18 protein-coding genes and 1 pseudogene are annotated in these 21,846 nt (G+C 39.1%); 13 read left to right on the plus strand and 6 right to left on the minus strand.

The features are described 5' to 3' along the window. Positions 1-3: 3 nt before the first annotated feature. The 5 genes from sucD (at position 4) to CEV08_RS00725 (ending at position 7,698) form a co-directional block, all read left to right on the plus strand. Positions 4-906, plus strand: a complete 903-nt coding sequence (gene sucD / locus CEV08_RS00705; RefSeq protein ID WP_100129872.1) for a succinate--CoA ligase subunit alpha — start codon at positions 4-6, stop codon at positions 904-906. A 165-nt stretch (positions 907-1,071) separates the two neighbouring features. After that, positions 1,072-4,071, plus strand: coding sequence for a 2-oxoglutarate dehydrogenase E1 component (locus CEV08_RS00710; protein WP_100129873.1), 3,000 nt, complete (start codon positions 1,072-1,074; stop codon positions 4,069-4,071). A 32-nt stretch (positions 4,072-4,103) separates the two neighbouring features. Next, positions 4,104-5,315: a 2-oxoglutarate dehydrogenase complex dihydrolipoyllysine-residue succinyltransferase gene (gene odhB / locus CEV08_RS00715; RefSeq protein WP_100129874.1), complete on the plus strand. Its 1,212-nt coding sequence runs from the start codon at positions 4,104-4,106 to the stop codon at positions 5,313-5,315. A gap of 31 nt (positions 5,316-5,346) precedes the next feature. After that, complete coding sequence (lpdA, locus tag CEV08_RS00720; protein ID WP_100129875.1) at positions 5,347-6,753, plus strand: dihydrolipoyl dehydrogenase; 1,407 nt, start codon at positions 5,347-5,349, stop codon at positions 6,751-6,753. Positions 6,754-7,440: 687 nt separating this feature from the next. After that, on the plus strand, positions 7,441-7,698 hold the full coding sequence (locus tag CEV08_RS00725) for an Arm DNA-binding domain-containing protein (RefSeq protein ID WP_100129876.1): 258 nt from the start codon (positions 7,441-7,443) through the stop codon (positions 7,696-7,698). 639 nt (positions 7,699-8,337) lie between these two features. Here the strand turns inward: CEV08_RS00725 and CEV08_RS00730 are convergent. Then, the gene (locus tag CEV08_RS00730; RefSeq protein WP_100129877.1) at positions 8,338-9,576 is read right to left on the minus strand and encodes a saccharopine dehydrogenase family protein; all 1,239 of its coding nucleotides are present in this window, start codon (positions 9,574-9,576) and stop codon (positions 8,338-8,340) included. 53 nt (positions 9,577-9,629) lie between these two features. Then, entirely contained in the window at positions 9,630-10,727 is a 1,098-nt protein-coding gene (locus CEV08_RS00735) for a carboxynorspermidine decarboxylase (RefSeq protein WP_100129935.1), read from the minus strand. A 167-nt stretch (positions 10,728-10,894) separates the two neighbouring features. Here CEV08_RS00735 and CEV08_RS00740 point away from each other — a divergent pair, with 167 nt between their 5' ends. From CEV08_RS00740 to mnhG, 7 genes are all read left to right on the plus strand, one after another. Further along, positions 10,895-11,386: a BA14K family protein gene (locus CEV08_RS00740; protein ID WP_100129878.1), complete on the plus strand. Its 492-nt coding sequence runs from the start codon at positions 10,895-10,897 to the stop codon at positions 11,384-11,386. Positions 11,387-11,619: 233 nt separating this feature from the next. Further along, complete coding sequence (locus tag CEV08_RS00745; RefSeq protein WP_100129879.1) at positions 11,620-14,541, plus strand: monovalent cation/H+ antiporter subunit A; 2,922 nt, start codon at positions 11,620-11,622, stop codon at positions 14,539-14,541. Further along, entirely contained in the window at positions 14,541-14,882 is a 342-nt protein-coding gene (locus CEV08_RS00750; RefSeq protein ID WP_100129880.1) for a Na+/H+ antiporter subunit C, read from the plus strand. The genes CEV08_RS00745 and CEV08_RS00750 overlap by 1 nt, the downstream gene beginning before the upstream one ends. Further along, positions 14,882-16,504 (plus strand): monovalent cation/H+ antiporter subunit D, encoded by a 1,623-nt coding sequence (locus CEV08_RS00755; RefSeq protein ID WP_100129881.1) that lies wholly within the window; start codon positions 14,882-14,884, stop codon positions 16,502-16,504. Before CEV08_RS00750 ends, CEV08_RS00755 begins: the two co-directional genes overlap by 1 nt. After that, positions 16,501-16,983: a Na+/H+ antiporter subunit E gene (locus CEV08_RS00760; protein WP_100129882.1), complete on the plus strand. Its 483-nt coding sequence runs from the start codon at positions 16,501-16,503 to the stop codon at positions 16,981-16,983. Before CEV08_RS00755 ends, CEV08_RS00760 begins: the two co-directional genes overlap by 4 nt. Beyond that, positions 16,983-17,264 carry a K+/H+ antiporter subunit F gene (locus CEV08_RS00765; RefSeq protein WP_100129883.1) on the plus strand — a complete coding sequence of 94 codons (282 nt, stop codon included), beginning with the start codon at positions 16,983-16,985 and terminating at the stop codon, positions 17,262-17,264. The genes CEV08_RS00760 and CEV08_RS00765 overlap by 1 nt, the downstream gene beginning before the upstream one ends. Beyond that, positions 17,261-17,671 (plus strand): monovalent cation/H(+) antiporter subunit G, encoded by a 411-nt coding sequence (gene mnhG / locus CEV08_RS00770; protein ID WP_100129884.1) that lies wholly within the window; start codon positions 17,261-17,263, stop codon positions 17,669-17,671. Before CEV08_RS00765 ends, mnhG begins: the two co-directional genes overlap by 4 nt. Before the next feature lie 16 nt (positions 17,672-17,687). On the opposite strand, the gene CEV08_RS00775 is transcribed toward mnhG, so the two are convergent. From CEV08_RS00775 to CEV08_RS00790, 4 genes and pseudogenes are all read right to left on the minus strand, one after another. Further along, positions 17,688-18,080, minus strand: a complete 393-nt coding sequence (locus tag CEV08_RS00775) for an MliC family protein (RefSeq protein ID WP_100129885.1) — start codon at positions 18,078-18,080, stop codon at positions 17,688-17,690. A gap of 17 nt (positions 18,081-18,097) precedes the next feature. Continuing rightward, positions 18,098-18,487 carry an MliC family protein gene (locus tag CEV08_RS00780; protein WP_100129886.1) on the minus strand — a complete coding sequence of 130 codons (390 nt, stop codon included), beginning with the start codon at positions 18,485-18,487 and terminating at the stop codon, positions 18,098-18,100. A gap of 403 nt (positions 18,488-18,890) precedes the next feature. Beyond that, entirely contained in the window at positions 18,891-20,024 is a 1,134-nt protein-coding gene (gene aroB, locus CEV08_RS00785; protein WP_100129887.1) for a 3-dehydroquinate synthase, read from the minus strand. After that, a pseudogene (locus CEV08_RS00790) lies at positions 19,999-20,638 on the minus strand (shikimate kinase). Before CEV08_RS00790 ends, aroB begins: the two are co-directional and overlap by 26 nt. A 256-nt stretch (positions 20,639-20,894) precedes the next feature. Between CEV08_RS00790 and CEV08_RS00795 the strand changes: the two are divergent. Then, on the plus strand, positions 20,895-21,833 hold the full coding sequence (locus tag CEV08_RS00795; protein ID WP_100129889.1) for a site-specific tyrosine recombinase XerD: 939 nt from the start codon (positions 20,895-20,897) through the stop codon (positions 21,831-21,833). Positions 21,834-21,846 lie beyond the last annotated feature (13 nt).

The raw sequence follows: 21,846 nt of genomic DNA on the forward strand, positions 1-21,846 counted from the left end.
GTTATGTCGATTCTGGTGAATAAAGAAACGAAAGTTCTCGTTCAAGGACTTACAGGAAAAACAGGAACATTTCATACAGAACAGGCGCTGGCTTATCATGGCACGCAAATGGTTGGTGGTGTTAATCCTAAAAAGGGTGGAGAAATATGGGAAGGTTCAAAAGGTGAAACTCTTCCTATCTTTGCTAGTGTTGCAGAAGCAAAAGAAAAAACAGGCGCGGATGCTTCCGTTATTTATGTTCCTCCTGCAGGGGCTGCGGCCGCTATTATAGAAGCTATTGAAGCTGAAGTTCGTTTAATTATCTGTATTACGGAAGGTATTCCCGTTATGGATATGGTGAAAGTAAAGGCGCGATTAGAAAATTCAAAATCTCGTCTTATTGGCCCTAATTGTCCTGGTATTCTCACGCCAGATGAATGTAAAATTGGTATTATGCCTGGTTCTATTTTTAGAAAAGGCTCTGTTGGGGTTGTTTCACGGTCGGGAACTTTAACTTATGAAGCTGTTTTTCAAACAAGTCAGGAAGGTCTGGGACAGACAACCGCTATAGGGATTGGTGGTGATCCTGTTAAGGGGACTGAATTTATTGATGTGTTGGAAATGTTTTTAGCGGATGATGAAACCCAATCTATTGTTATGATTGGTGAGATTGGTGGATCTGCTGAAGAAGAAGCTGCACAATTTCTCCAAGATGAAGCAAGAAAAGGGCGTAAAAAGCCGGTTGTTGGCTTTATTGCTGGTCGTACGGCGCCTCCAGGACGTACAATGGGACATGCTGGTGCTGTTATTTCTGGTGGTAAAGGCGGAGCAGAAGATAAAATTGCGGCAATGGAATCAGCTGGAATTCGTGTGTCTCCTTCGCCATCACAAATAGGTAAGACCTTGATGTCAGTTTTGAAGGGCTAAAAGAAAATTTCATCTGAATAAGAATATTTTCTTAGTTCAGATGAAAAAAAACTTGAGTATAAAAAAGTAAAACTTTTTTGAATGTTCGTACCCTCATCTGCTTTGTAAGCATTGAAAGGTCGAAAAGAGATATAAGGAGACGGAATAGATGTTCCGGAGAGGTATATGGCAAGGCAGGACGAGATAAATAGTCTTTTTGCACAGACGTCATTTCTTTATGGTGGGAATGCTGATTATATAGATCAACTTTATGCGCAGTATGAAAAAGATCCTACCAGTGTTGATTCACAATGGCGTGCTTTTTTTGAAGGCCTTCATGATAACAAAGAAGATGTTCTTAAAAATGCTGAAGGGGCAACATGGCAGCGTGATCATTGGCCGTTGAAGCCAAATGGTGAGTTGGTTTCTGCTCTTGATGGTGATTGGTCTTCTCTTGAAAAATATCTTGGTGATAAATTAAAGGACAAAGCAGCAAAAGGGACTGTTCAAGGGGGAAAAATTTCCAATGAACAAGATATTATTCGCGCAACACGTGATTCTGTTCATGCCATTATGATGATTCGTGCGTTTCGAGCACGGGGGCATCTTCGTGCAAATCTTGACCCTCTTCAATTGGCAGAAAAGCTGGAAGATTATAAAGAACTTTCTCCAGAAGCTTACGGTTTTATTCCCGCTGATTATGAGCGTCCCATTTTTATTGATAATGTTTTAGGGTTGGAATATGCAACTATTCCGCAAATGCTTGAAATTCTTAATCGAGCCTATTGTTCAACAATCGGTGTGGAATATATGCATGTTTCTGATCCAGTCCAGAAAGCATGGCTTCAAGAGCGTATTGAAGGGCGAGATAAAAAAATTTCTTTCACACAGCAAGACAAGAAAGCTATTCTGAATAAGCTTATTCAGGCAGAAGGATTTGAACAGTTTTTAGACACTAAATATAAAGGTACAAAACGTTTTGGGCTTGATGGTGGTGAAGCGTTGATTCCTGCTCTTGAACATATTATTAAATGTGGCAGTGCTTTAGGGGTTAGGGAAGTTATTTTAGGAATGGCCCATCGTGGTCGTTTAAATGTTCTTTCGCAAGTTTTCGCCAAGCCGCATAGGGCTATCTTTCATGAATTTAAAGGGGGATCTTATAAGCCCGATGATGTAGAGGGATCAGGTGATGTTAAATATCATCTAGGAACGACTGCAGATTTGGACTTTGATGGGAATAAAGTTCATTTATCACTTTTGCCTAATCCTTCTCATCTTGAGATTGTTGATCCGGTTGTTATGGGAAAAGCGCGTGCTAAACAAGATCAACTTGTGGGACCTACACATACTGATTCACTCCCATTAAGTGAGCGTTCAAAAGTGTTGCCATTGCTTATTCATGGTGATGCTGCTTTTGCAGGACAAGGCGTTATTCAGGAAACTTTTGGTCTTTCAGGTCTTAAAGGTTATCGTGTTGCAGGTTCACTTCATGTTATTATCAATAATCAGATTGGGTTTACAACAGCGCCACGTTTTTCACGTTCTTCACCTTATCCATCTGATGTTGCAAAAATGATTGATGCTCCCATTTTCCACGTGAATGGTGATGATCCTGAAGCCGTTGTTTTTATTGCAAAAATAGCAATGGAGTTTCGTCAGATTTTCCATAAACCGGTGGTCATTGATATGTTTTGTTATCGCCGTTATGGACATAATGAAGGTGATGAACCTTCCTTTACACAGCCACTTATGTATAAAGCAATTCGTAATCATAAAACAACGCTTCAGCTTTATAGTGAGCAATTGATAGCAGAAGGAATGATTTCTTCAGAAGAAATTGAGCAACAAAAAAAGTTATGGCGCGATAAACTTGAAGGGGAGTTTGAAGCAAGTGCTTCTTATAAGCCTAATAAGGCTGATTGGCTCGATGGGAGCTGGACGGGAATCAAAGCTTTTAGTAATGCTGATGAGCAACATTCAAGAACAACGGGTGTTGAATTAAAAACTTTAAAGGAAATTGGCGAGAAACTTGTCGAAGTTCCAGCAGATTTTAATGTTCACAAGACCATTCAACGTTTTTTAAACAATCGTGCTAAAATTTTTGAAACGGGTGAGGGTGTTGACTGGGCAACCGCTGAAGCTTTAGCTTTTGGTTCACTTTGTTTAGAGGGAGCGCCGGTTCGTCTTTCCGGTGAAGATGTTGAACGAGGAACTTTTTCGCAACGTCATTCTGTTCTTTATGATCAAGAAAATGAAGCGCGCTATATTCCTTTGAATCATTTACAAAAGGGGCAAGCGCTTTATGAAGTTGTTAATTCCATGCTTTCTGAAGAAGCTGTTCTTGGTTTTGAATATGGATATTCTCTTGCTGAACCACGAGGATTAACACTTTGGGAAGCGCAATTTGGTGACTTTTCTAATGGTGCACAGGTCATTTTTGATCAATTTATTTCATCAGCAGAGCGTAAATGGCTTCGTATGTCTGGTCTTGTGTGTTTATTGCCTCATGGTTTTGAAGGGCAAGGACCAGAACATTCTTCTGCACGTTTAGAGAGGTTTCTTCAGCTTTGCGCGGAAGATAATATGCAGGTTGCTAACTGTACAACCCCTGCAAATTATTTTCATATTTTACGTCGACAAATTAAGCGTGATTTCCGTAAGCCTTTGATTTTGATGACACCAAAATCACTTTTGCGTCATAAACGGGCTGTTTCTCTTCTCGATGAAATGGGGCCAGAAACAAGTTTCCATCGTGTGTTGCTTGATGATGCAGAATATCTCAAAGATTCTGTCGTGAAATTGCAAAAAGATAATAAAATTCGCCGTGTCGTTCTTTGTACGGGGAAGGTTTATTACGATCTTTATGAAGAACGTGAAAAAAAGGGTATCGATGATGTTTATCTCCTTCGTGTTGAACAGTTGTATCCTTTCCCTGCAAAAGTTTTGGTGAATGTGTTGTCGCGCTTTTTGCAGGCAGAAATTTTTTGGTGCCAGGAGGAACCAAAAAACATGGGGGCTTGGTCATTTATTGAGCCTTATTTGGAATGGGTTTTGACGCATATTAATGCGCAATATTCACGTGCTCGTTATGCAGGGCGTCCTGCGAGTGCATCACCGGCCTCTGGGTTAATGGTGAAACACCTTGAACAACTTGCTGCGTTTCTTAAAGATGCGTTAGGTTCTTAATTTATTACTACTCTGATGTATGGAAAAATATTATGACTACTGAAATCCGCGTTCCTACTTTGGGCGAATCGGTTACCGAAGCAACGGTTGGTAAATGGTTTAAAAAACTTGGTGAATCTGTCGCTATGGATGAGCCTTTGGTTGAATTAGAAACTGATAAGGTAACAGTTGAAGTTCCTTCTCCTGTTGCGGGAAAATTAACTGAAATCATTGCAAAAGAAGGCAATACGGTTGAAGTCAATGCTCTTTTAGGAGCGGTGGAAGCTGGCGAAGCTGGTGTTTCCCAATCATTTTCACTTTCTGCTACATCTGTTCCAGCGGCTTCATCTGAATCAGAGAAGCCTACTTCAAGCAGTACAATGCCTCCTTCACCCGCAGCAGCAAAATTGATGGCTGAAAATAATGTTGCAAAAAGCGATATTTCTGGTTCTGGAAAACGTGGACAAATTCTTAAGGAAGATGTTCTTGGTGGATTAGAGCAAAAAACAAATGCTCCTACACCTTCTTCCTCTGCGATAAGTTCTTCGGCAACTCTTGTCCAAGAAATACGTGAAGAGCGGGTTCGTATGACAAAATTGCGTCAAACAATTGCGCGTCGTCTTAAAGATGCGCAAAATGTAGCAGCAATGTTAACCACATTTAATGAGGTTGATATGTCCGCGGTGATGGATTTGCGCAAGCGTTATAAGGATCTTTTTGAGAAAAAACACGGTGTTAAACTTGGTTTTATGGGATTTTTTACCAAAGCTGTTTGTCATGCATTAAAAGAACTTCCTGCTGTTAATGCCGAAATTGATGGAACAGATATCGTTTACAAAAACTATGTCAATGTTGGAATTGCTGTTGGAACGGATAAAGGACTTGTCGTTCCAGTGGTGCGGGATGCAGATCAAATGTCATTGGCAGAGATTGAAAAGGAGATTGGCCGTTTGGGACGTCTTGCGCGTGATGGAAAATTAGCCGTTTCTGATATGCAAGGCGGAACTTTTACCATTACCAATGGTGGTGTGTATGGGTCGTTGATGTCGACACCGATTTTGAATGCACCACAATCTGGTATTTTGGGAATGCATGCGATTAAAGAGCGAGCAATGGTTGTTGAGGGCCAAGTGGTAATCCGCCCCATGATGTATTTAGCGCTTTCTTATGATCACCGTATTGTGGATGGGCAAGAAGCTGTAACTTTCCTTGTGCGTGTTAAGGAAAGTTTAGAAGATCCGGAACGCCTTGTTCTTGATTTGTAAAATACAGTTTTCAGGATGAAAGGAGAAACGGATGTCTTATGATGTGGCTGTGATCGGAGCGGGTCCAGGTGGTTATGTAGCAGCAATAAAGGCGGCGCAACTAGGGCTTAAAGTAGCGATTATTGAAAAGCGTACAACATTAGGGGGAACATGTCTCAATGTTGGTTGTATCCCTTCCAAAGCGTTGTTGCACGCTTCAGAAGTGTTTGCTGAAACTCAGCATGGTTTTGAAACACTTGGGATTTCTATTGGCAAATCTAAACTTAATCTTGAACAAATGATGGTTCATAAGAAATCTGTGGTGACAGCCAATACCAGTGGCGTTTCTTTTTTGATGAAAAAAAATAAAGTTGATACTTTTTTGGGGACAGCCAAAATTTTGAGTGCGGACCATGTGGAAGTTGTTGCCAGAGATGGTAATAAACAAACAATTGAAACAAAAAATATTATTATTGCTACGGGCTCAGAAAGTTCAGGCATTCCAGGGGTGAATGTTGAAATTGATGAAAAGACTATTGTTTCTTCTACGGGAGCCCTTTCACTTGAAAAAGTACCAGCACATATGATTGTGGTGGGTGCTGGTGTTATTGGTTCTGAACTTGGGTCGGTTTGGAGCCGTTTAGGGGCTAAAGTAACCGTTATTGAGTATCTTAATAAGGTTTTGGGCTCAATGGATGGTGAAGTTTCACGGCAATTTCAGAAATTAATGGAAAAACAGGGGATTGAATATAAAACGGGTGCAAAGGTAACCGCTATTAAACAATCCGGTTCAATGGTTCAGGTGAGCTTTGAATCTGTCAAAGGGGGTGAATCTGAAACCTTAGAGGCTGATGTTGTGCTTATTGCTACGGGGCGTTCTCCTTATACGGAAGGACTTGGCTTGAGTGAGGCTGGTGTTCAGTTAGATGAACGCGGCTTTATTGCAATTAATGCCCATTGGCAGACGAATGTTCCAGGAATTTATGCAATTGGTGATGTTGTAAAAGGGCCAATGCTAGCACATAAAGCAGAGGAAGAAGGCGTTGCTGTGGCAGAAATTTTAGCAGGTCAAAAAGGACATGTTAATTTTGATGTTATTCCTAGTGTCGTTTATACACAGCCGGAAATTGCGAGTGTAGGAAAGACAGAAGAAGAACTGAAAGCAGCTGGTATTGAATATAATGTTGGCAAATTTCCTTTTATGGCCAATGGTCGGGCACGCGCGATGCAAAAGAGTGATGGATTTGTTAAAATTCTTGCTGATAAAAAAACAGATCGGGTTTTGGGGGGGCATATTCTTGGATTTGGTGCTGGTGAAATGATCCACGAAATTGCAGTGTTAATGGATTTTGGTGGTTCATCAGAAGATCTAGGCCGCTGTTGTCATGCGCATCCTACCTTATCGGAAGCAGTGCGCGAAGCAGCTTTGGCAACATTTGCTAAACCGCTTCATATTTAAAAAGCTTTTAAAAAGTATATTTTAAAAGAGGGGCAGTCAATATTTGTGAAGCACGCAACAAAGTTTTAAAAAGAATAAAACAATAGTATCAGGTATTCCACTTAATTTGTTGTGTGCTTTTCAATCATTGTTATTTTAGGTCTCAGTTGTGCAATTTTGATTGATTATCTTGTACTATCGTTTAGAGCGGTGGTGTTTAATTGTATTTAATTTATGTAACGTTTTACATATAAGGTATTTTTATACTGTTATAAAATATTCAGGATAGGATTCTGAGCCTGTTTGCGTGCTTTGTTTTAAGAAAACATCTCTCAAAAAGCTCAAACCTATTTCGCGATAGTGTGTTCGTGAAGAGTATGGCTGTAAAGTTTTTTGTGAAGTATATAAAAGCCACTATACACCATCATCTTTATGCTTAACAAAAGGTATAAGTAAGCACTATAAATTACCTCTTACTCGTCTTCAATGTTATACACTTCTCGGCTATTTGAGAGTGTTTATAAGAGGTATTTTTTCTTACTGCTCCTTTTATTCAAATAGCAACATATTGATTTATAATGATAATTCTGAATATCGTAAGATTTTCTCATTTCAAAGCTGTTTATTTTGAATCAATCAAAACCATTCCCTTGCACGTCATAAGTAGGATGAGTGTGTGGATAAAAACTATAGAATAAAAGAGTAAAAATGGTTCTTATGAATCATCTTAAGTGCCAAGATCTGTCGCAACATCCACGGGCTGGCAAAGTGTGTGATGGTGCCGGCTTGCTTTTCCATAAGCGTAAAGATGGAGGTGCTCAATGGATTTACCATTATACCCTTCACGGGCGCCGCCGTGAAATGGGCTTGGGTCCCTTAAGAGGTGTTTCTTTAAAACAAGACCGCGAAACGGACTCCTTCTGCTTGTTATATGTAAAAGAAATAGTTTTGACTGATTCAATATAAACAGATTTCTAATAAGAAAATCCTACGGTATTAGAGGCTCTTATTCAATGCGCAGAATAATAAGTTATACTTACAATTTGTTGTATATTCAGAGCAAAGTTTGCTTATAGAGTTGGATGAAGTGGAAAGCCAAGCGGAAGGTCTTTGGTAAGAAGCTGGATTATTTACAGACTATTGTTTATAGAAAAGATTATTTTAATTGTTATAAATCAATAAGTTATATATAATATGAATTATATGAGGAGATAAGAAAAGAGGAATTTTCTCAAAAAATAGGATTGTTTAACGATTGGTGCGGGTTAGAAACTTTCATCCTTTAAGATGAAGAAAATATCAAATATTTTATAAAATACCACTCTTTTTAAAAGAGCGGTATTTTTATATTTTTTGTTGAGATACTCTTAATGGCAAATCACACAGTGTGATTAAATCAGTTATTTTTCTCTTTGCCTTTTTGATCATTCTTAAAAAGATGATCTGTATCTTCTTTAATGTTTTTAAGAAATCCCAATATTGCCAAAATATAACCTATAGTTAAAATTTTTTAAAAAACATAATTTCATAAGAAAGTTGAATTTATTTTCATTTGGCAGTTTTGTGATAACTTAAAAAATCAACTCCGTGTTCTCTGGGATAAATTTAAAATTGTAATTTTTTATCCTCTTCTTGTTCTCTTATAAAGGTAGAAAGCCCCATATGATCAAGATATTTAAGGAAAGGGTGGGTGGGGAGTTCTTCTACGTTGACCATTGTTTTAACATCCCATTCGCCTGTGGCAATAAGAAGGGCTGTTGCGGCTGCTGGTACACCAGCTGTATAAGAAATGCCTTGTGCGCCGGTTTCATGAAAAGCTTGTTTGTGATCGGCTATGTTATAGATAAAAATTTCTTTTGGTTTGCCATCTTTTTCGCCTTTAATAAAATCTCCTATACAGGTTTTTCCTGTGTATTCTGGGGCGAGAGAGGAAGGATCAGGTAAGATAGCTTTTACAACTTTTAAAGGAACGACTTCTTGTCCTTCTGCCGTTTTAATGGGTTGTTCGGATAAGAGTCCAAGATTTTTCAAAACGGTGAAAACAGTGATATAACGATCACTAAATCCCATCCAGAAGCGGATATTTTGGACATCAAGGTTTTTTGAAAGTGAATGAATTTCATCATGTCCTGTCATATAGGCTTTTTGTTTTCCAACAACGGGAAGATCCCATTCATGGCTGACTTCAAACATTTTATTGGAAGTCCATTTTTTATTTTGCCATGACCATACTTGTCCTGTAAATTCACGGAAGTTAATTTCTGGATCAAAATTTGTAGCAAACCAACGCCCATGATTTCCGGCATTAATATCGATGATATCGATGTCTGTTATTTTATCAAAATAACATTTATGGGCTAATGCTGCGTAGGCATTTACCACACCGGGATCAAAGCCTGCACCCAAAATAGCGGTGATGCCTGCTTGTTCACATTCTTGACGCCGTGGCCATTCATAATTGCTGTACCAAGGGGGTGTTTCACAAATTTTAAGAGGGTCTTCGTGGATGGCAGTATCGATATAAGCACATTTTGTTTCAATACAAGCTGAAAGAACAGACATATTAAGAAAGGCTGAACCAACATTAATAACAATTTCGCACTTGGTTTTTTGGATGAGCTTTACAGTTTCTTCTACATTCATGGCATTAAGCGAATGGCTTTTGAGAACACCTTGTTCTTTCATGCTGTTTTTTTCTTTAATAGAAGCAATAATGGCCTCACATTTTTTGAGTGTTCGTGAAGCAATATGAATTTCACCAAGAATATCGTTGTTTTGAGCACATTTATGCGCAACAACTTGTGCAACACCTCCAGCACCAATAATGAGAACGTTTTTTTTCATTGTAGGTTCATCTCCTTTTTAATACTGTTATATGACGTTTTTTGTGGTTATCTTTATGAAAGGCTTTCCTGATAGTCATTGTAGCTGAATTGGCGTTGCAGCGTTAATGTACCATCGCATTCTTTAAGAACAATAGCAGGCATTGTTACACCGTTAAACCAGTTTTTCTTGACCATTGTATAACCTGCTGCATCTTGAAAAGACAGTCTATCTCCTATTTTAAGAGGTTTTTGAAACTGAAACGTTCCAAAAATATCGCCAGCAAGACAGGATTTTCCGCAGATCATAATTTCGTGTTCTCCTTGATTGGGTTCTAATTTAGCATTTTCACGATAAATGAGAAGATCAAGCATATGTGCTTCGATTGAACTATCAACGATGGCAAGATTCTTTTTGTTGTACAATGTGTCAAGAACACTGACTTCTAAGGTGGTGCTTTTGGTAATGGCGGCTTCTCCTGGTTCTAGAAAAAGAGTAACGCCATAAGTTTGGGAAAAATGCTTTAAGCGTTCTGCGAAAGTTTCTAGAGGATAATTTTCAGCTGTAAAATGAATTCCACCGCCAAGGCTTATCCAATCAACGGCAGAAAAAAGCTCTGAAAACTTTTCTTCCATAACCCCAAGCATTTGGTTAAAAAGATTAAAATCAGCATTTTCACAATTGTTATGGATCATCAAGCCATTGATGAGAGGCAAAACTTCTTTAATAGCACTTTGGTTTGTTTCTCCTAAGCGACTAAAAGAGCGTGAGGGATTGGCAAGATCAAAATTTGATACACTCATTCCTGGGTTTAACCTTAGACCTCGTTGAATGGTTTTTGTTGCATCAGAAAAGCGTTTAAGTTGTTGGATTGAATTAAAGATAATTTTATCCGCATAACCACAGGCTTCATCAATTTCATGATCGGCCCAAGCAACCGAGTAAGCATGGGTTTCTTTGCCAAATTTTTCTTTTCCTAAACGCAGTTCATAAAGGGATGATGAGGTGGTTCCATCCATGAATTCAGACATTAAATCGAAAACACTCCATGTGGCAAAACATTTTAAAGCAAGCAAAATTTTTGCTCCTGACATTTCTCGTAAACGAGAAATTGTTTGCATATTTTTGATGAGTTTCGATTTGTCTATAAGATAGTAGGGGGTTTTTATCATCATTTATTCATTCTTTTTTGAAGGATCTTATTGCCACGATCAACGTTTAGTACAAAGAGTAACAGAATGTCTCAAGAAAAAAGAATCTTAAGAAAAGAATCTGTTTCTGTCTAGCAAGAGAAAGGCTTTCTGTAATTGCTGTTGTTTATTATTTTGAGTTTTGTGTTATGCGTGTGAAACAATATTATGCCTTAGCTTTTATATTTGTAAGTAGTCTTTTCATTATAACAACCACTCTTGTTAATTGGGAGCAAAATAGGGGTGATGCCAAAGCCAAACTGGTTGCTCAAACATCTATCCAAGAGAGTTCGGAGCCTTTGATTTTTACGGGGCGTAGAGAACTGAATGGTTTTAAGGGGTATCATCATTATCGGCGTGGTTATGTTAAGTATAAAGATAATTGGTGGTATCCTGAAGCGGCATTTGTTACATCTCCCCACTTAAGCACAAAAGGCGCATCATTAAAAGTTGTATCAGATGCTAAAAGAGTATTTTTAACGTCTTCTTCAGAAAAGCTAGAAAAAAAAGAGCCATGGATGCTTAAACAACATATTGAATCTTGTCGTGCACGTTATCGCTCTTATAATAAAAATGATAATAGTTTTCAGCCTTTTCATGGGCCTCGTAAACAGTGTTTATCGCGCTTTTTTAAAGGATAGAAATGGATTAAATAAATTTTTAATTGCTCCTTGTCGTGTGCGTTATTGTTTTTACAATAAAAAGAAAACGTGTGTGGCGCGCGGCATTTCCGTGTAAACATTGTTTTTTGAAAAATTTAAATACTTTTAAGTTTTATTAAATCTTATTACCATTAAGTGTAAAATGGGGGGTGAAAATTAAAAAAATTGTTTTGTCAATGACAAAATATTAAAAGCAGGATGGAGCTGGAAGAATGACAACACGGGAAGCAATGTTGATATTGCTCATTTTGCTTCCCTTTAGTGGAAGTGCTGTTATTGGCTTTTTTCGTTCGACAGCAAAAAATAATGAAGCGTGGTTTGCTGGGGGCATTGCTCTGTTTAGTCTTCTTTTTACAATCATGCTTTATCCGGCAATTCGCGGCAATCACATTGTACGTTTTAATATTCCTTGGCTTCCAGAATGGGGGGCTGATTTGATTCTCCGGATGGATGGTTTGTCGTGGCTTTTTTGCTTGCTCATTACAGGAATTGGACTGCTTGTCGTTGTTTATGCGCGTTATTATATGGATCCCGCGGATTCTGTACCACGGTTTTTTTCTTTTTTTCTAGCCTTTATGGGCTCAATGACAGGGATTGTTTTATCAGGTAATCTCGTATTTTTGGTTGTTTTCTGGGAACTCACCAGTATTTTTTCTTTTTTGTTGATTGGTTACTGGTATCATAATGCGAGTGCGCGTGAAGGGGCGCGTATGGCTTTAACGATTACAGGTTTTGGTGGTTTTACTCTTTTTATTGGGGTTTTATTGATTGGGTATATCGTTGGTAGTTTTGATCTGGATAAAATTTTGCAGTCTGGAGATATGATCCGATCAAGTTCGCTTTATATTCCTGCCCTTATTTGTATTTTATTGGGCGGATTAACAAAAAGCGCACAGTTTCCTTTTCATTTTTGGTTGCCTAATGCGATGGCAGCTCCAACACCTGTATCGGCTTATTTGCATTCGGCAACGATGGTAAAAGCTGGATTATTTTTGCTGGTTCGTTTATGGCCCGTGCTCTCTGGGACAGAGTCTTGGTTTTGGATGGTTGGCTTTTCAGGACTCTCAACACTTCTTCTGGGGGCTTATTGTTCAATGTTTCAGCAAGATTTAAAGGGACTTCTTGCTTACTCAACGATTAGCCATCTTGGATTAATTACCACACTTTTAAGCCTTGGGAGCCCCCTTGCATGTGTTGCTGCGATTTTTCATATGGCCAATCATGCTACTTTTAAAGCGTCTTTATTTATGGCTGCTGGCATTATTGATCACGAAACGGGAACACGTGATATGCGTAAGCTAACTGGTCTTTATCGCTCTATGCCGATTACAGCGACTCTTGCTTTAGTGGCAAGTGCGGCAATGGCTGGAGTTCCTTTGCTCAATGGTTTTTTATCGAAAGAAATGTTTTTTGCTGAAGCCGTTGAAACGCATATGGAATCATGGCTTGATTGGATTGCTCCTTATGTAGCAACACTTGCGAGCTTGTTTAGTGTGACCTATTCTATCCGTTTTATTCATGGTGTCTTTTGGGGGCCAAAACCAGACAAATTACCCAAAACTCCCCATGAACCACCGCGTTTTATGCGTTTACCCATAGAACTTTTGGTGTTTATTTGTTTAGCCGTTGGTATTTTTCCTCATTTAACAATCGGGTCTATTTTAGATAATGCTGTCGTGTCTGTTTTAGGACCAATGACACCTCCTTATAGTTTGGCTGTTTGGCATGGGTTTAATACACCATTAATGATGAGTTTGGTGGCGTTATTAGGAGGCGGATTGCTCTACGTTGTCGGGCGGCGTTATTTTTTATCTTGCGATGATGGCGCTCCCTTTTTTCGTCATTTGAAAGGACCGCGTATTTTTGAACGCATTCTTGTGATTATTTCTTGGAAATGGGCTCGTGCGGTGGAATCTGTTTTGTCAACACGCCGTTTGCAAATTCAGTTACACTGGATTTTTGCTGTGTGTTTTATTTTTTCTGGTCTTTTGCTTTGGCGTGATGGTTTAATTGCACCAGGAGGGCTACCGCTTTTTCCACTTGATATTCCTTTTATTGCGCTTTGGTTGGTCGGTGGGTTGTGCGCGCTTTTAGTTGCTTGGCAAGCAAAGTTTCATCGTCTTGCATCACTCATGCTTTTGGGGGGAGCAGGTTTGATGACGTGTGCAACCTTTTTATGGCTTTCTGCACCCGATTTAGCTATAACGCAATTGGTTGTTGAAGTGGTGACAGTTGTCTTATTATTGCTTGGTTTGCGTTGGTTGCCTAAGCGTGTGCATAACCCTGCTCCAACGCATGTTCATTTTGGGGTGCGTTTGCGTCGCGTCCGTGATTTTATCATAGCGATTATGGGAGGTTCTGGTGTTGCATGGCTCTCTTTTGTGATGATGACACGTCCTCAAGGGACAACAGTTTCTGATTTTTTTCTTAAAAATGCTTATTCTGGTGCAGGTGGTCGCAATGTTGTGAATGTATTGTTGGTTGATTTTCGTGGTTTTGATACGATGGGAGAAGTTGTGGTTTTGGGATGTGTTTCTTTGACTGTATTTGCTCTTTTGCGTCGATTTCGTCCTGCTCCTGAAAGTATTGAGCCACCATTTCAACAACGTGTTCAGGAAGCTTTTGATAAGGCACAGCCGGATCGAAATGTGGGGGATACAGTATTGAATTATCTCGTTATCCCTTCTGTTATTATGGGGTGGCTCTTTTCTGTTATTATTGCTTTTTCCTTTTATTTATTTGTGCGAGGACATGATCTTCCTGGAGGGGGCTTCGTCGGCGGGGTGACTCTCGCGATAGGCTTTATTTTGCAGTATCTTGCACGGGATATTCGTTGGGTGGAAAACCATTTAAGAGTTTTACCTTTACGTTGGATGGGCTTTGGCTTATTGCTATCGATTGTAACGGGAGCAGGGGCCTTGTTTGTTGGGTATCCTTTTTTAACATCCTTTTTCCAGTATATGCATGTGCCATTGATTGGAAAGGTTCCTATAGCATCTGCTTTTTTGTTTGATTTTGGTGTGTTTTCTCTTGTGTTGGGAGCAACGGTCCTCATTTTAATTGCACTTGCACATCAATCAATACGTAGTTACCGAATCGGCAAAAAACCTGCTTTAAAAGAGAAGGAAAATTAATGGAAATTATTCTTTCTTTGGCTATTGGTGTTCTTGTCGGATCTGGAATTTGGCTCATTTTGCGCCCCCGAACTTTTCAAGTCATTCTTGGTTTGTCTTTGATATCCTATGGTGTCAATCTTTTCATATTTGCAATGAGTAGACCACGCAGTAATGCAGCGCCAATTGTTGATCCTACCATGGTTATCAATCCTGCGAATTATGTTGATCCTCTTCCACAGGCTTTGGTTTTAACTGCGATTGTGATCGGTTTTGCAACGACAGCCTTATTTTTGGTTATCTTGTTGGTTTCACGTGGTTTAACAGGTTCAGATCACGTTGATGGACGTGAGGTACAGTGATGGAAGCTTATGTGCATCATCTTCTTATCTTGCCGATTCTTTTGCCGTTAAGTACTGGCGCCCTTCTTCTTTTCTATGATGAACGTCGTTCAAAACTAAAATCACTCATTAGTATTTTTTCTGCTGTATTGTTGGTTGTTGTCGCTGTTTTACTGGTGAAGCACGCTCTTGAAGTTGCACCAGCTGTAGATGTTTATCGGCTTGGGAATTGGCCTTCTCCTTTTGGTATTGTTTTGGTGCTTGATCGTTTAAGTGCTATGATGCTTTTGCTTTCTAGCTTGTTGATCAGCGCGGCGTTGGTTTTTGCACGGGCACATTGGTATAAAGCGGGTCCTCATTTTCAGTCATTGATGCAGTTTTTCATGGTTGGAATAAACGGCGCTTTTTTAACAGGTGATTTATTTAATTTATTTGTATTTTTCGAAGTGATGTTAACAGCTTCTTATGGCCTTGCGTTGCATGGTTCTGGCCCTTTACGTGTGCGTGCTGGGTTGCATTATGTTGTGGTTAATCTGGTTGCTTCGTTGTTTTTTCTCGTTGGTGCGGCACTCATTTATGGAATCGTAGGTACCCTCAATATGGCTGATTTGGCTGTAAAAATACAATATATCGCTCCTAGCGATATTACTTTATTCGAAATAGGAGCTGCGTTTTTGGGAATTGCTTTTTTAATTAAAGCAGGGGTGTGGCCATTGAATTTTTGGTTGATGCCAACTTATAGTGCAGCAGTAGCGCCTGTTGGCGCTTCTTTTGCACTTTTAAGCAAAGTCGGTATTTATATTATTTTACGTTTAACATTGTTATGGTTTGGACCAGAAAGTGGATATTTTAGCCATTTTGGTCAAACGGTTTTGTTTTACGGTGGGCTTGCTACTATGGCTTTTGGTTTTATTGGGGTGTTGGCAAGCCAAGTCTTGGTACGTTTGGCAGCTTATAGTGTTTTGGTTTCTTCTGGGACATTGTTGACAGCAATCGGGATCGGCAATACAGCATTGATTGCAGGTGCACTCTTTTATATTGTTTCCTCAACTTTGGCACTGGGGGCTTTTTTTCTTGTTGTGGAGTTGGTTGAACGCTGTCAAGATGTGGCAGCCAATGTTTTGACGGTCACAATGGAAGTTTATGGGGACGATGAAGAGGAGGAGGAAGATGAAGTAGGAACTTATTTACCGGTAACTTTGGCAATTCTTGGGGCTTGTTTTGGTCTTTGCGCACTTTTGATTATTGGTCTACCGCCCTTTTCTGGTTTTGTTGCTAAATTTATGATGTTTGTGGCACTCTTAAACCATAGTAAAGAAAATATTTCTACCTCTCTACCCGTTTATCATAATTGGCTTTTTATGATTTTTGTCACTCTGTCTGGTTTTGCTGCTTTGATTGCTATGACACGAACGGGCATTCGAACTTTTTGGGTTTCTCTTGAAGGGAGGATTCCAAGGGTACAGGTTATTGAATTTGCCCCCGTTGCCGTTCTGCTTGCTTTGTGTTTTCTTATTACAATTGTCGCTGGTCCTGTTAGTCGTTATATGTTTGAAACAGCCAAAACTTTGTATGAACCTCAAAATTATATTGGCAGTGTTTTAGATGATTTTTCTCTTGAAAATAAGGGGATTAATCAGTGAAACATTGTTATTTTTTCCCTTTTTCTAGCGTGGCAATTGTTTTTATGTGGCTGATTTTAAATGGCTTTAGTTTCGGTCAATTGCTTTTAGGCGTTATCATTGCTTTGTTTGGGGGGTGGATGATGCGGCTTCTTGAGCCGGAAAAAATAACGATTAAAAGTTGGCGTGCTGTTTTTCTGTTGTCTTTTCGTGTGTTTATTGATTCTATCGTTTCAAATATTGCTGTGGCTTGCTTCGTTTTAACTAAAAGATCTCGAAAAAAGCAGTCTGGTTTTATTGTGGTGCCTATTTCGCTTGAAAGTCGCACTGCTTTAGCTGTTTTGGCATGTATTCTTTCAGCAACTCCAGGGACTGTTTGGATTGCCTATAATAGAAAAAATAATGAGCTTCTACTTCATGTCTTAAATTTTAAAAGTGGATATGATTACCAAAAATTGATCAAAAAACGCTATGAGCAATTACTTTTGGAGATTTTTTAATGAGTATGGTGATCCTCTACTGGGGGCTTTATATCTCGCAGTTTTTTTTAAGTTTATCAATGATTCTTGCGTTGTTTCGGTTGCTTCATGGTCCACGGGCACAAGATCGGATTGTAGGGTTGGATGCTCTTTATATAATCACTATTCTTTTGTTTCTTACATTCGACATCCGTTCAGGAACAACTATTTATTTTGTTGCAGCGCTCATTATTGGCTTGCTGGGTCCTGTATCAAGTATTGCGTTGGCAAAATTTCTCATGCGGGGGGAGATTATTGAATGAAGGATGATGTATCACTTGTGGTTGCACTTGCTATTACGGTTTTTTTGATATTAGGATCTGGTCTCACGTTGATTGGAACAATAGGGTTGGTACGTCTTTCTACTTTTTATAAGCGCTTACATATGCTTTCGTTGAGTACAAGTTGGGGTGCTGGCAGTATTCTTATTGCGTCGTTTCTTTATTCAACTTTTGTAGATCATCATTTCGTTTTTCATGAATTTTTATTGATGATTTTTTTATTTGTAACAATACCGGTTGCTTCTATGCTGGTATCACAAGCAGCGGCTTATAGGCACTATTTAGAAAATAAATTAGAAAAACCGCTGGCTCTTTTATCATGTCAGGCGGAAGAACAAATATCTACCTCCAACGAAATATCATGTGATAAGAGCCAAAGCGATTTTTGATATGTAACAGCTTATTTTATTTCGTTCTCTGTTTTTCTACACATTCAATAAGATTTCTGTCCTTTTGGTCATTAATGCGATCAGAAAATACGGCTTTACTTCCTTTTGTATGCCAAATATAAGGCCCTCCCACATATCTTGCTCCAGAAGCGGCAATGACATTGGAGGCGATGATGCGCTTTTCTTTCCATTTGAGGTCAACGAGCGCAATATATCCAGCATTGTAATAGGTTGCTTCAACATGCTCCTTACCTGTTTTCATATCGCATTGATAAGTAACTGTCTCTTTTGTTGGTTCTGGATCGTCTGGCACTTCAATGATTAAAGAACTTGCAAAAGCATTGATTGAACTGAAAAATGATAAACTTAAAACGGTGAAAAACCGTACGATAAAAGAAGCTTGTCTCATAATATTTGCTCCGTTATTTAGAATAACAATGTTGATTCATCCTTGCAAAGGATGGGCTTTTTTTCTTCTGGATCGTTCATGAGATCGTAGAGTGTAACTTCTTTGTTTTTCTCCCACCAGACATACTGACCCCCTTCATATTTTTCTCCCGATGCAGCGATGACATGAGCAGCAATGACGCGGTCGCCTTTCCATTTAAAATCAACCAATGAAATATCACCAGCGTTGTGATAAATTGCTTCAACGCGTTCTTTATGTTCTCCCATAGCACACTGATAGGTTACGGTTTGTGTTGTTGGTTGTGGATCATCCGGTACTTCAATGACTAAAGAAGCAGCAAAACCATTGCCTGAACTAAAGAGACTTGAAGTAGCCAAAAATCCTAAAATTTGTAGAGTTTTTTTCATAATATTTTCCTATATGAAAAGTAATTTGACTTATGTGATGGTGTCTACGGCAGGATTCGAACCTGCGACCCCAGGATTCATACCACTTCGGTTTTCACCGCCAGCTTTACAAGCTGTTTGTGGTCTGGACTGTCTCTTCACCTTGAAGCTTGCGCCTTTTAGGTGCTGCCCGTTCAGTCTCTACACCTTCCTCTCATGTAAAGAAAGGCTTGGCTCGGGATTGGCATATCGTTTTGCCCATGAAGCTTTCCCCGAATTTGAGCAGATCCGCTTTGAGGATTTCTCCTTAAAACGCCCAATTTCCTTAGGAATCCTGTGCTCTATCCTACTGAGCTACGCAGACATCATCATAACTATTTCTTTAATAGAAGTATAAGAACGAATCAATGATATTCAATATGAATTAACGAATTTCTATTAATTTTTGTTTCAAAAAGGATAAAACTGCATCTTGTTGAACATTTTTTGCAATAAATGATTGGCCAAGTCCGCGTGTCAAAATAAAGGTCAAATTATTTTGTGAAACTTTTTTATCTTGAGCAATGAACGTCATTAAAGCTTCAATATCTGGTAGATCTCCTGGGATATCCTTTAATTGCGTAGGTAAACCTACAGCTTTAAGGTGTGTTTCGATGCGGTGTGGGAGTGTGGGGTCTATTAGATTCAATTGTGCAGAGAATTGATGTGCGAGAATCATTCCAATTGCTACAGCTTCACCGTGAATTAAACGTTTTGAATCATAAGCGGTGGCTGTTTCAAGCATGTGTCCAAAGGTATGACCGAGATTTAAGAGTGCACGTTCTCCTTTTTCGTATTCGTCACGTGCGACTATGGCAGCTTTAAATTGGCATGAGCGAACAACGGCTTCAATTCTTATCGCGCCATTAGAAAAAATTTCTTGTCCGTTTTTTTCAAGCCATTCAAAAAAATCAGGCTGGTTAATGAGTCCATATTTTACCATTTCTGCATAACCTGCGCGAAATTCACGCAATGGGAGCGTATCAAGAACAGATGTATCAGCGATAACGCATTGCGGTTGATAAAAAGCACCAATAAGATTTTTGCCATATTGGCTGTTGATACCCGTTTTTCCACCAACAGAGGAATCAATTTGTGCAAGAAGCGTTGTGGGCATCTGAATAAAGTTCATTCCGCGGCGTATCATACTTGCTGCAAATCCTGCTAGATCGCCAATGACACCACCACCAAAAGCAATAACACAGTCACCTCTTTCTAAACGTGCGGAAAGAATTTTGTCGATGACGACTTGCAAGGTTGAAAATGATTTTGATTGCTCTCCTGCTTCTACAATAATAAGGACAGTATGAATTTTATTTTTTGTTAACTCTGCTTGTAATGTCTCCAAATGGAGGGATGCAACATTGGTATCTGTAACAATTGCCAAACGCGTTTGATGAAAATCTTTTTGCTTAAGAGAATGCTTAATCCGTAAAGCGGCTTGTGCAATGAGGCCTGGTCCAATAATGATATCGTAACAGTGCTTATCTAATTTAATGGTGACGGTTTGGGCTTGCATGCTTGTTCTTTCTATCGTTATTTTTTTGTATGGAGGTAGTGCTGTAGAGATCGGATGACATTTTTTGCTATTCTGTAGGGGCTTTCTTTATGACTGTTAATTGTTATGTTTGCTTTTGCATAGAGAGGATAGCGCTGTTCCATGAGTTTTTGCATCGTTTCTTTAGGATTTGCTGTTTGAAGAAGGGGGCGTGTTGAACGCTTGAAAACACGTTGCATAAGGATATCAAGATCTGCTTTGAGCCATATAGATATTCCGTTTTGATGAATAACTTTTCGTATCTTTTGATTTATGTAGGCTCCGCCACCTGTTGCTAAAATAAGAGGGCGTTTTTTTATGAGGTTGAAAATAATACTCTGTTCAAGAGCACGAAATTCTGCTTCACCATAGATTTTAAAGATTTCTGTGATAGACATTTGCGCTGCTTTTTCGATTTCTTGATCAGAATCATAAAAGGGTAAATCAAGCATGGTGGCAACACGTTTTCCAATGACTGATTTTCCTGCTCCCATAAGACCAACAAACACAAGAGCTTGAGCTTGGTTATCCAGAGATGATAAAAGTTGTCTCTTTACTTGTGACATGGGAAGATGTTGGATTCGGTTACTTTTCATAGCTTATTTCGGCATTTATCTGATTTAAAGTCAATTCCTGTTAATCTTTCTAAGGTAAAATTAAGTGATAGAATATTTTGGGAAAAGTTTATTGTTTTATGCCAACATTGACCAGATTTTTGATGATTCTTTTTATTTTGCTTACTATTCTTTTTAGTATAATGGTCATCCTTGTGATTTTTGTTGAGCCTGTAACTGTGGATATGTCTGTTGATGTTCCTTTAGATTCGCTGAATCTTTCCTTGAGAATGGATTAATGAAAAATAACATTGTGATAGAGCGTTTTCTTGAAATGATGAGTGCTGAGCGAGGCGTTTCTGCCCATACACTGGCGGCTTATCAGCATGATTTACAGTGGGCGCAAGATGAATTATCTTCGCGTTCTGTTTCGCTTTTTTCAGCAAAAAAAGAAGATTTAATTAGCCTTTTGTCGCTTATGCATACGTTTGGTTTTGCCGCAACTTCACAAGCGCGTCGTTTATCAACGTTGCGTCAATTTTATCAGTTTCTTTATGCAGAAGGATTAAGAGCAGATGATCCTTCCCATGACATTGATGCACCACGTCAAGGGCGTCCTTTGCCCAAAATTATCAGTGAAGATGCGGTGACAAAATTTCTTGATTTAGCGCAGTTGGAGGTTGATCAAGCAGATTATGGATCTAAAGATTATCTGTGCGCATTGCGTCTTCAGCTGTTGAGCGAAATGCTTTACGCAACAGGATTGCGCATTAGTGAGTTGGTGAGTTTGCCTGTGCAGGCTGTTCGGGGGAAAGCATACAGTCTTTTGATTCGTGGTAAGGGAAAAAAAGAACGAATGGTGTTGTTATCAAAAAAAGCCTATCAAGTTCTTTTGCAATGGTTGGACTTACGTGATCAAGGGAAAGATGCGAAAAGTCTTTATCTTTTTCCGGCGCATTCACAAACAGGCTATATTGCCCGTCAAGTTGTTGCGCGGGAATTGAAAAATCTTGCTAAAAGGGCTGGAATAAAAAGTGAAAACTTTTCTCCCCATGTGTTGCGCCATGCTTTTGCTAGTCATCTTTTGCAAAATGGTGCTGATTTGCGTGCTGTTCAACATTTGTTAGGTCACTCTGATATTTCTACCACTCAGATTTATACCCATGTGTTGGAAGAGGGGCTTTATCGTTTAGTCAATGAGCACCATCCCCTTGCCGATGCACAAAAAGCTCGTTAAAGAAAAGGTGATT

The organism is Bartonella tribocorum (assembly GCF_002778015.1).
Classification (GTDB): domain Bacteria; phylum Pseudomonadota; class Alphaproteobacteria; order Rhizobiales; family Rhizobiaceae; genus Bartonella; species Bartonella tribocorum_B.